This is a genomic window from Pantoea sp. B_9 (assembly GCF_008632015.1).
Lineage (GTDB): Bacteria > Pseudomonadota > Gammaproteobacteria > Enterobacterales > Enterobacteriaceae > Pantoea > Pantoea dispersa.
The window spans coordinates 88,111-99,297 of the sequence record NZ_VWVL01000007.1; the positions used below are offsets into that span (position 1 = coordinate 88,111).

Annotated in this window: 8 protein-coding genes; 5 read left to right on the forward strand and 3 right to left on the reverse strand. The window is 62.2% G+C overall.

From position 1 onward, the window contains the following. Positions 1–147: 147 nt before the first annotated feature. The 5 genes from bcsR to bcsC are packed head-to-tail and all read left to right on the forward strand — an operon-like array spanning position 148 to position 9,371. Positions 148–342, forward strand: a complete 195-nt coding sequence (gene bcsR, locus F3I21_RS18875; RefSeq protein WP_021507005.1) for a cellulose biosynthesis protein BcsR — start codon at positions 148–150, stop codon at positions 340–342. Next, complete coding sequence (bcsQ, locus tag F3I21_RS18880; RefSeq protein WP_058758088.1) at positions 342–1,073, forward strand: cellulose biosynthesis protein BcsQ; 732 nt, start codon at positions 342–344, stop codon at positions 1,071–1,073. Before bcsR ends, bcsQ begins: the two co-directional genes overlap by 1 nt. Beyond that, complete coding sequence (bcsA, locus tag F3I21_RS18885) at positions 1,070–3,685, forward strand: UDP-forming cellulose synthase catalytic subunit (RefSeq protein WP_058758087.1); 2,616 nt, start codon at positions 1,070–1,072, stop codon at positions 3,683–3,685. The genes bcsQ and bcsA overlap by 4 nt, the downstream gene beginning before the upstream one ends. Positions 3,686–3,700: 15 nt before the next feature. Further along, the gene (gene bcsB, locus F3I21_RS18890) at positions 3,701–5,998 is read left to right on the forward strand and encodes a cellulose biosynthesis cyclic di-GMP-binding regulatory protein BcsB (protein ID WP_370515558.1); all 2,298 of its coding nucleotides are present in this window, start codon (positions 3,701–3,703) and stop codon (positions 5,996–5,998) included. After that, the gene (bcsC, locus tag F3I21_RS18895) at positions 5,991–9,371 is read left to right on the forward strand and encodes a cellulose synthase complex outer membrane protein BcsC (protein ID WP_150059527.1); all 3,381 of its coding nucleotides are present in this window, start codon (positions 5,991–5,993) and stop codon (positions 9,369–9,371) included. The genes bcsB and bcsC overlap by 8 nt, the downstream gene beginning before the upstream one ends. A 5-nt stretch (positions 9,372–9,376) precedes the next feature. Here the strand turns inward: bcsC and F3I21_RS18900 are convergent, their stop codons facing one another. The 3 genes from F3I21_RS18900 to F3I21_RS18910 all read right to left on the reverse strand — a co-directional run bounded on the left by F3I21_RS18900 (position 9,377) and on the right by F3I21_RS18910 (position 11,186). After that, positions 9,377–9,679, reverse strand: a complete 303-nt coding sequence (locus F3I21_RS18900; RefSeq protein ID WP_058775497.1) for a BrnA antitoxin family protein — start codon at positions 9,677–9,679, stop codon at positions 9,377–9,379. Further along, complete coding sequence (locus F3I21_RS18905) at positions 9,660–9,959, reverse strand: BrnT family toxin (RefSeq protein WP_058771045.1); 300 nt, start codon at positions 9,957–9,959, stop codon at positions 9,660–9,662. Before F3I21_RS18905 ends, F3I21_RS18900 begins: the two co-directional genes overlap by 20 nt. A 222-nt stretch (positions 9,960–10,181) precedes the next feature. Continuing rightward, positions 10,182–11,186: a glycosyl hydrolase family 8 gene (locus F3I21_RS18910; protein ID WP_031279620.1), complete on the reverse strand. Its 1,005-nt coding sequence runs from the start codon at positions 11,184–11,186 to the stop codon at positions 10,182–10,184. Position 11,187: the final 1 nt, after the last annotated feature.

Below are 11,187 nucleotides of genomic sequence, written 5' to 3' on the forward strand. Positions count from 1 at the left end.
GATTGGAACTGCTGAAATAAAAAAAGCTGCGCACGCGCCAGACTGTTTGACTTTGCCGGGCCAGAAATCGCTGGCTGCGGTTTTATACGCGACAAGAAAATATCACCCCTCTTTATCCGTTGTCGTTTCTTTGGTGGCAAAAAAGTAATGAAAACTGAAAATGCTTTTTCACTGATCGCTGTCGGCAGCGAAGATCAGGATGATATTAACGCCCTGAGTGACGCCTTTTCACTGAAGGCGTTTCGCTATATTGATATTGCCCGTGAAGCGCGTCTGCAACAGTTGCTGTCGCGCTGGCCGTTGTTGCAGGAATGCACGCAGGGACCGGAGTCACCACGCTAATGCCGGTTCTCGCCTTACAGGGGCTGCGTGGCGGGTGTGGCGCGACGGCACTCAGTGCTGCGCTGGGCTGGGCGCTAAACGCGCTGCAGCAGTCGGTGCTGCTTATTGACCTTTCGCCAGCCAACCAACTGGCGGCCCACTTTAATCTGCCGCTCGACACGCCGTACGGCTGGCTGCGTGCGCAGCTGGATAACCAGCCGTGGCAGCACAGCGCGCTGCGCTATCAGCCGGGGCTGGATTTCCTGCCGTCTGGCACGCTCACGCATCAGCAGACCTTATCCTTAAACGCAGCGACAGCGGAAATTGCACAACCGCTGCTTAAGGCTTTGCCGGCGCTGAAACAGCGCTATCAGTGGATTATTTTCGACCTTCCGGCGGATCTGCTGCCGTGGCAGCAGGCGTTCATCCCGGCCGCCGATCGGCTGCTTCAGCTGTTAACGCTGGATGCCAACTGCCAGCTGCGCCTGCACCGCGCGCACTTTTCGCCGCAGACGCTGTTTCTGATTAACCAGTTCAACGCCAACAGCCAGCTGCAGCAGGATCTGCATCAGCTGTGGCTGCGCTCGCTTAAAAACCTGATTCCACAGGTAATTCATCGCGATGAAGCGCTGGCGGAAGCGCTGATGATGAAACAGCCAGTGGGCGCCTGGCGTCCGCATGCGCTGGCCAGCGAAGAGATCAATACGCTGGCCAACTGGCTGCTGCTGCATGTCGCCGGAGGTGGCGCATGAATGCGCTGCGCTGGCTGCTGGTGCCGCAGGCCTCGCAGGCATTGCAGCAGCGCGCGCACCTGGCGCGTCAGCACGGTGCCGGGCGGTTAACGGTCGCGCTGCATCTTCTGTGGTGCGTGCTCGCCTGGTCGCTGCTGCGGCTGGAAACGCCGGCGTGGCGGCGCGTGCTGCAGCAGCGTCAGCGCTACTTCCCGCATATCTCTCCGCTGCGCCCGCGTCCGCTCGATATTGTGCGCTATGCACTCCAGAGCCTGTGGCTGCTTATCATGCTGCCGCTGGACGGCAGCGCGCGCAGCGAGCGTAAACGTTTTAACGCCTTTGGCTCGCTGTTCCGCTGGCGCCAGCAGCTGTATCAATGGCTGGCGCAGCTGCCGGCGCGGCTGGAACACAGCGGCGTGCCGCAGCGCAGCGAACGCTGGCTGCAGCGCCTGCCACGGCGCGTGCGTCAGTTGCTGTTCATCGTAGTGGCGATCGCCGCCAGCCTGCTGGCGCTGCTGTGCATCTCGCAGCCGTTTGATATCACCACCCAGTTTGTGTTTGTGCTGCTGCTGTGGGCGCTGGCCATGCTGGTGCGCCGTATGCCGGGCCGGCTGGTGACCATCATGCTGATTGTGCTGTCGCTCACCATCTCCTGCCGCTATCTGTGGTGGCGCTATACGGAAACCCTTAACTGGGACGATCCGCTCAGCCTGACGTTTGGCCTGCTGCTGATTGGCGCGGAAACCTACGCGTGGACAGTACTGGTGCTGGGCTATTTCCAGACGCTGTGGCCGCTCAACCGCCAGCCGGTCTCCATGCCGCCGGAGATCGCCAGCTGGCCCAGCGTCGATATTCTGGTGCCGACCTACAACGAGCCGCTCAGCGTCGTCAAACCCACCATCTATGCTGCGCTGGGCATCGACTGGCCGCAGGATAAACTCAACATCTATATTCTTGATGACGGCACGCGCGAGGAGTTCCGCGAGTTTGCCGCCAGCGTGGGCGTCAATTACGTGGTGCGCCCCAGCCACGAACACGCCAAGGCCGGCAACATCAACCATGCGCTGAAAACCACCTGCCGCAGCGAATACGTGGCGATTTTTGACTGCGACCATGTGCCGACGCGCTCGTTCCTGCAGCTCACCATGGGCTGGTTCCTGAAAGATCACCGGCTGGGCATGCTGCAGACGCCGCACCACTTCTTCTCACCAGACCCGTTTGAACGCAACCTCGGCCGCTTCCGCCAGACGCCGAATGAAGGCTCGCTGTTTTACGGTCTGGTGCAGGATGGTAACGACACATGGGATGCCGCCTTTTTCTGCGGCTCCTGCGCAGTGCTGCGCCGCAGCGCGCTGGATGAGATTGGCGGCATCGCGGTAGAGACCGTTACCGAAGATGCGCACACCTCGCTGCGACTGCACCGCCGCGGATACACCTCGGCCTACATCCGCATTCCACAGGCCGCCGGGCTGGCGACCGAAAGTCTGTCAGCGCATATTGGCCAGCGCATCCGCTGGGCACGCGGCATGGTGCAGATCTTCCGTCTCGATAATCCGCTGTTTGGCAAAGGACTGAAGCTGGTACAGCGGCTGTGTTACGCCAACGCCATGCTGCACTTTCTTGCCGGTATCCCCCGGCTGATCTTTCTGCTGGCGCCGCTGGCGTTCCTGCTGTGCCATGCATACATCATCTATGCGCCCGCGCTGGCCATCGCCATCTACGTGCTGCCGCACATGGTACATACCAGCCTGACCAACTCGCGCATCCAGGGGCGCTGGCGCCACTCGTTCTGGAGCGAGGTGTATGAAACCGTGCTCGCCTGGTATATCGCCCGCCCCACCACCGTCGCGCTGTTTAATCCGCACAAAGGCAAATTCAACGTGACCGCCAAAGGGGGCCTGGTAGAAGAGCGCCATCTCGACTGGGTGATCACCAAACCCTATATGCTGCTGGTGCTGCTGAACATTGCCGGTATCGGCATGGGCTTCTGGCGCATGGCGCACGGCCCGGCCAATGAGCTGCTCACCATCTGGGTCAGTCTGGTGTGGGTGGTTTACAACATGATTATTCTCGGCGGCGCGGTGGCGGTGTCGGTGGAAGCGCGTCAAATCCGTGAAGCGCACCGCGTAGAGATCGCCATGCCGGCGGCGCTGGCACGCGCCGATGGTCATATGCTGCCGTGCACGCTGCGCGACTACTCTGACGGCGGCGTGGGCGTCGAACTGCGCGAGCCGGATGCACTGCGCGAGAACGAAAGCGTGTCGCTGCTGCTGCGGCGCGGACAGCAGGAGTTCAGCTTCCCATGCCAGGTACAGCGCGTATTTGGCCGCCGCGCAGGTATCCGCCTGCACCAGCTCTCCACCCGCCAGCACATCGAATTTATTCAGTGCACCTTTGCGCGCGCCGATACCTGGGCGCTGTGGCAGGACGGTTTTCCGGAGGATAAACCGGTGCAGAGCCTGGCGGACATTATGCTGCTCGGCTTCAAAGGCTATTTGCGGCTGGCGGAGTATGGTCCGGCACCGCTGCGCCGCCTGTTCCGTGGCCTGACCGCCGGACTGCACTGGCTGGCAACGCTGTTGCCGCATAACGTCCGTCCGCGACCGGCAACGCTCAACACTGATTTTACCTAAGCTGATGATATGACCATGACGAGAAAACTGAGTTGGTTCACCGCCCTGCTGCTGGGCACGGCGTCTCTGGCGCAGGCGGCACTTCCGGCGGCGCTTCCTGCTGCACCGCCTGCGGCAACCTCTGCGCCGCTGTCCGACGTGAACCAACCGCTCGATACCAGCGCCCCGCTGCGCGATAGCCAGCTGCTGTTTACCCAGGTGGCACCGCCGCCGGGTAGCATGACGCTGCGCGGCACTGTCCCCACCAGCCAGATTGAGTTCGGCGTGCGCAGCGACGAAGTGGTCACGCGCGCGCTGCTGACGCTCAACTACCGGCCTTCGCCGGCGCTGCTGCCGACGCAGTCGCAGCTCAAGGTGTATCTCAACGATGAACTGGTGGGACTGGTCACCGTCACCGCCGATCAGCTCGGCAAAGAGAACCAGACGCAGCTGGCGATCGACCCGCGCTACATTAGCGATTTCAACCGCATCCGTCTGGAACTGGTCGGCCACTACGCCAACGTGTGTGAAAACCCGGCCAACAGCACCATCTGGCTGGATATCGGTAAAGCGAGCAAACTGGACCTGACGCTGCAGAAGCTGCCGCTGAAAAACGATCTCTCCCATTTCCCGGAGCCATTCTTTGACGCGCGCGACAACCGGCCGCTGCAGCTGCCGATGGTGTTCAGCGGCCAGCCGGATGTGCAGCAACAGCATGCGGCAGGCCTGCTGGCCTCGTGGTTCGGTAGCCAGGCGCAGTGGCGCGGCCAGTCCTTCCCGGTGCTGTATAACCAGCTGCCGGAAGGACAGCATGCGGTGGTGTTCGCCACCAACGATCGCCGGCCTGACTTCCTGCAAACGCTGCCGCCGGTGGACAAACCCACCGTGGAAATGGTCAGCCAGCCGGACAATCCCTATCAGAAGATGCTGCTGATTCTCGGCCGCGACGATAATGATCTGATCACTGCAGTAGAGGGCATTGCGCAGGGTGAACTGCTACTGCGCGGCGAGCGCGCCACCATCGACAGCGTGAAACTGCTGGCCCCGCGCCAGCCGTACGATGCGCCAAACTGGGTACGCACCGATCGCCGTACCACCTTTGGTGAACTGACGCAGTATCAGAACCAGCTGCAGGCCGATGGCCTGCAACCCAACCCGATTAGCCTGACGCTCAACCTGCCGCCGGATCTGTTCCTGGTGCGTGCACGCGGCATTGATATGGACCTGATCTATCGCTACACCTCACCGGTGCAGCAGGACGGCTCACGGCTGGCGGTGCATCTCAATAACCAGTTCATGCAGGATTATCCGCTGACCAGTAAAGATGGCGCGGGTCAGCAGCTGATGCGCATTCCGCTGATGCAGGGCCTGCAGGACAACAGCCGTCAGCTGACCATTCCGGCACTGCGTCTCGGTGTGGTAAACCAGCTGCGCTTTGATTTTGACTACGCCAATACCTTTATCGGCGGCACTGCCGATGGCCGCTGTGAAACCGTCACCCCCGTCGCGCATCATGCGGTGATCGACGATCGCTCCAGCATCGATTTCTCCGGCTATCGTCACTACATCGAAATGCCCTCGCTCGGCGCGTTTGCCAGCGCTGGCTTCCCGTTCAGCCGCTTCGCCGATCTGGCGCAAACCCTGGTGCTGGTGCCGGCAAAACCGGAGAGCGGCGAAGTCAGTACGCTGCTTGACGCGCTGGGGGCGATCGGCGCCCAGACCGGCTATCCGGCACTGCGCGTGCAGATGAGCGATGACTGGCGCAACGCCAAAGACCACGATGCCGATCTGCTGTTGATCGGCAGCATTCCGCCGGATCTGCAGGCGGACACGGCGATCAATCTGCTGGTGGATCGCACGCGCAGCACCCTCAACATGCCATCGCGCCCGGGCAGCGCGCCCAACGTGCCACTGTCAGCCAGCGAGCGCACTGCCGAAAGCCAGACCGGCATCAGTTCGCGCGGTCCGATCGGCGCCCTGGTTGGCTTCCAGTCGCCGTTCCACGATCAGCGCAGCGTGGTCGCGCTGCTGGCTGACAGCCCGCGCGGCTGGGATTTGCTGAATGCAGCGCTGCGCGACAGCGGCAAACGCGCGGCGATGTTCGGTTCCGTCAGCATCGTCCGGGAGTCCGGCGTCAACAGCGTGCGCGTGGGTGATACCTACTTTGTCGGGCATCTGCCGTGGTGGGAGCGGCTGTGGAATCTGCTGGCCACCCATCCGGTATGGCTGGCGATATGTGCCGTGCTGGTGGTGATCCTGTTCGCCCTGATGGCCTGGCGCCTGATGCGCATGGTGAGCCGTCGTCGCCTGGCTGAGCTGGATGACGATGAATAAGTTACCGCTTGCGCTGCTGATCGCCAGTGCGCTGGCCGGCAGCGTGGCGGCCGCACCCGGTCCGCAGGTGGCGCCGGTGGCGTGGCTGCTGATGCAGATTCGTACCGGCGAATCCACCAACAAATACGATTTGGTGCAGCAGTCGCTGTACCGGCTGGAAAAAATCGATCCGGATAACCCGCAGGTGCTGGCGGCACGCATTCGTATGGCGCTGCGTCAGGGCGATCAGGCCAAAGCGCAGCAGCTGTTCGATGCGCTGCAAAAGGCTGCGCCGGATGACGCAGCCACACGCGAATCTGCGGCAGGTTTGCGCCTGATGAGCCCCGAAGGACGTCAGCAGCTGCAGCAGGCGCGGCTGCTGGCCACCGCAGGACGGCTGCCGGAGGCCAAAGCAGCGTGGGATGCGCTGTTTCACGGCGTCTTTCCCGATGTAAACACCGAACTGGAGTACTGGCGACTGGTGGCGCGCCTGCCGGGCCAGCAGCCGCTCGCCTGGCGTCAGTTACAGGCGCTGGAGCAGCGTTATCCGGGCAATATCGGCGTCGAGCTACAGCTGGCGCGCATGGCGTTTGATAATAATCAGCCGGATCAGGCGATGACCCAGCTGCGTCAGCTGGCCAACCGCGACGGCGGCCGCGATGCCGCGTCCGAACTGTGGCTGCAGCAGATCCAGAACCAGCCGGTAAGCGAGCGCAGCGTTGCCAGCCTGCAGCAGTATCTGCAGGTGTTCACCAGCGGCGATGCGCAACAGCGCGGAGCGGATGAGCTGGCGCGTCAGCAAAAAATGCTGGCCGATCCGGCCTTCCGCCAGCGCATGCGCGGCCTGGCGCTGGTCGAGGCTGGCGGCGGCGCGGCGGCAATCGGCGCATTACAGGCGGCGCTGAAGGCCAATCCGGACGACGCCGAACTGCTCGGTGCCATGGGCCAGGCGCAGGCGCGTGCCGGTCACCGCGCCGCCGCCATCAGCTGGCTACAGAAAGCGATTCAGGCGGGCCAGGCCAGCACGCAAATCGGCAAGTGGCAGTCCCTGTTACAGACCAATCGTTACTGGCTGGCCATCGACAGCGGCGACGCGGCGCTGAAGCAAGGGGATTTGTCCGGCGCTGAGCAGCAGTACCGCAGCGCGCAGGCTATCGACAGTAATGATAGCTGGGCGCTCATCGGCCTCGGTGATGTGGCGCAGGCGCGTAAAAACAGCGCGTTAGCCCGGCAGTACTGGCAGCAGGCGCTGCGCCTTGACCGCAGCAACGGCACGGCGCAGCAGCGCCTGAGCAATTTACGTATTGAGAGCCTGCTGGCCGACGCGGATACGCTGGCGCAGCAGCAGCAATGGCCGCAGGCGGTAGCGAAATACCGTGAGGCGGCTCAGGCGCGACCGGATGATGTCTGGCTGGCCTGGCGGCTGGCCAGTGCGCTACGCAGCAGCGGTGACAACCAGGCAGGCGCGGCGGTAATGGCCGCGATGGTGCGCCAGCAGCCGCAGCAGCCAGCCGCGCTGTATGCCACGGCACTGTGGCAGTCATCCGGCGACGACGATGCCGCCGCGCTGGCCACGCTGCACCGTTTACCCACCGCCCGCTGGGACAGCAACATGCATGAACTGGCGGATCGCCTGGCGCAAAACCAAGCGTTCGGGCGTGCCGGGGAGCTACGCGCCCGCGGTGATGAAGCCGCCGCCATCCGCTTGCTGCAACAGCAGCCGGCCTCGCCGCGCCGCGACATTACGCTGGCCGACTGGGCGCTGGAGCGGGGCGATGCCACAACAGCGCTGGCCGGTTATCAGCAGGTGCTACAGCAGGACGCCAGCAACCACGATGCCGCGCTCGGCCGCATCGAGGCGCTGCTGGCGCTGCAGCGCACCACTGAAGCGCGCGCAGCGCTGCACAGCCTGCCGGACAGCGTGGCGCAGCAGAGCGTGAACAGCGGCCGGCGCGTGGCGCTCGCCTGGCAAAACAGCGGCGATCTCCTCAAAGCGCAGCAGCTGTTCAGCGCGCTGAAAACCCGCGCCGCCGCTGTCGCGCCGTCACAGGAAAAAGCGCTGGTGCTGCGTGATGCCGCGCGGCTGGAGAGACAGCAGCGCCAGCCCGCGCTGGCACAGCAGGATTACCGCGCGGCGATGGTCGCCAGCGGCATCACCCCTGCGCTGCCAGACGATAACGCCCGCTATACCCGGCTGACGCGCACGCAGGCCCAGGACGACTGGCTGAAGCGCAGCATCCGCAGCGACGCCGCTGACCTGTATCGCCAGCAGGACACCACTGTGACGCTGGAACAGGACTACTCGCGCGATAAGGGCAACGGTGGCACCTCTGACTTTACCGCCCATACCACCATGCTGCAGGCGGAAACCCCGCTGGCCGATGGCCGCAGCTTTGTGCGCGTCGATCATGTACAGGTGTCTGCCGGAACGTTTTCCACCACTGATGGCAGCCACAGTGAACAGTTCGGCAGCTGTAACGACGCCAACGCCGGGGGCTGCCGGCGCGATTTCACCCAGCGGGACGAAGGCACCGCGCTGGGCGTCGGCTGGCACAACGATCGCTGGTCAGCCGATATCGGCACCACGCCGCTCGGTTTTACCGTCACTAACTGGGTCGGCGGCGTAAGCTGGAAAACCGACATCGACGATCTCGGGGTGACCTTTACTGCTTCACGTCGCCCGATCTCCAGTTCGCTGCTGGCTTACGCCGGCGCGCGCGATCCGGCCACTAACGGCGGCAAAAACTGGGGCGGCGTCGTCGCGACCGGTGGCGGCATCGGCCTGAGTTACGATCGGGGCGGCGCGCACGGGGTGTGGGCCGATCTCAGCGCCCATCAAATCAGCGGTGAAAACGTGGCGGATAACAGCCGCGAACGGCTGATGGCAGGCTACTACTATAAGTTGATCAATAGCGACAACCAGCGCGCCACCATCGGCCTGAACAGTATGCTGTGGCACTATCAGAAAGATTTGAGCGACTACACCTTTGGCCAGGGCGGCTATTACAGCCCGCAGCGCTACTTCTCGCTGGCGGTGCCGCTGACCTGGCGTCAGCGCACGGAAAACTGGTCGTATGAACTCGGTGGCTCGGTGTCGTGGTCACAGTCAACCACCGACGCTCAGGCGCGCTACCCGGTGAATCCCGGCTTTACGCTGGCCAGCAATCCGTCATCGGACAGCAGTTCCGGACGCGGTTTCGGCTATACCGTGCAGGCGTTGATAGAGCGGCGCATCACGCCGCACTGGTCGCTGGGTTTGGCCATGGACATTCAGCAGGCGAAAGATTACACCCCAAGCCACGGGCTGCTGTATGTGCGCTACTCAATGGCCGGCTGGAACGGCGACATGGATATGCCACCACAGCCACTGGAACCGTATGCGGATTTTAAATAAGTACACTATTTACCCTGCAGTTCTCTTAGCATCGCGGCTCGCAGGATCGCGTTGAGGCGCGTCTGGTAACCTTTGCCAGGCGCCTTCAACCACTCAAGAATATCCGCATCGATTCTGATCGAAGCCTGGGTTTTTACCGGGCGGTAAAAACGCCCCCGTTCGGCAGCCTGCCAGAAACTGTCGTCTAACGGCGCAATATCATCACACTGGATGTCGCTGTCCTGTTTCCGGCTCAAAGCATCCAGCTCCGCCTGTTGCTTATCGGTGAGCGGCGGTAATTCACTGCGTTTAAACCTGACTTTGCTCATAGCGCCTCCTCTCAATACGCGTTGCATGGCGTGCGCTGATAATCCTTATTCGCTCAACATCTGTTTCGAAGCGCACCGTATGGGCCACCAGAATGACCACATGCCCCATAACATTACCAATGGTTTGCCAGCGATATTCCCCATTTTCATAACGATCCTGCACCGACAGGTGGAAAGGATCCTCAAACACGCGGGCTGCAACTTCAAAGCGGATACCATGCTTGCGGAAATTTGTTTCCGCCTTGGTGGTATCCCACTCAAACTCCGGTTCCGTTTGCATTTATCATACACTTTTGTCTATACATTTTAGCATGACAAATTGCGTGTAGTACGCGCCGATGGTGTTGATCGGGCGCAATAGCTGCGCAGTCAGTACAGGAATGAAATGAAATACAGACAGGTCTGGAATCGTGTGAAACGCTGGAACAGGGTTTGAAGCCAGGCGGGCGGGCCTGATGGTGATCGGCCGGACGGAAGGTTAATTCCGTCCGGCACAGAGAGGCTATCGCTTCTCCTGATAAGCCAGCCAGGTCAGCAGTTGCAGGCTGGCGGAGAAATAGTTTTGCTCCGGCGCCAGGCGGTCGCTGAGGTAGCCGGTTTGGTTGAGCGTCAGGTCGCGCACCGCGGTCAGGCCACCTTCCATATTGTAAGGTGCCGGGGTATTGGCCAGCACATCAAACCACGCTGGCGTCGTGTCGCGCGCGTAGCCCTGCCAGACGCGCTGGAAGGGCACCAGCCGCAGGCTTTGCGGATCGTACCACCAGATATTCAGCGGAATACGAATCGCGTCATAGCTGAAGCGGTTGGAATAGCCGACCGCCGGCGCGACGGAGCCATCGGCGTTCAGCGCCACCCAGTCCAGCGGCAGGCCGGTTTTGCCAAACTGCATGTCGCCCAGCAGCGCAAGGCCATCATCAATCAGCGTGTTCCACACGCGCAGATGGCTGTGCTGCGCAAACTCCTGCCATGCGGCGAACAGGAAATAGGAAGGGTTAAGCACCACATAGCTGGTTTTATTGAAGCCCTGCGCGCCCGGCAGCATGACCTTGCGGCCGGCGTAGTCGATCACCGTTAGCTTGATGACCGCGCGCTGAATGCGATCCGACGCCTGCTGATAATCACCGCCCCACTTCTGTGCCGCGCGCTGCAGCGCCCAGGCGATCAGCACATCCCCGTCCGAGGCATCATTTTTATCAGCGATAGGATCGGCCGCGCCCGGCGTATAGCGCCAGTAGAACAGGTCATTCTGCGGATTGCGCAGATGGGTACGCGTCCACTGCCACAGCAAATCAAAGGTGGCGCGATCGTTATACGCCACCGCCAGCAGCATGCCGTAGCCCTGACCTTCGGTGTGGCTGACGTTGTTATTGGCCGTATCGCTGATGCGGCCGTCGCTACTCATAAAGCGGCTTTTGTAACTGCTCCAGCCATCGGCGGCCGCCTGAGCACTGAAAAATATCACCATGAAACACAGCATCCACTGACGCCAGAACCGCATCACTCTCATC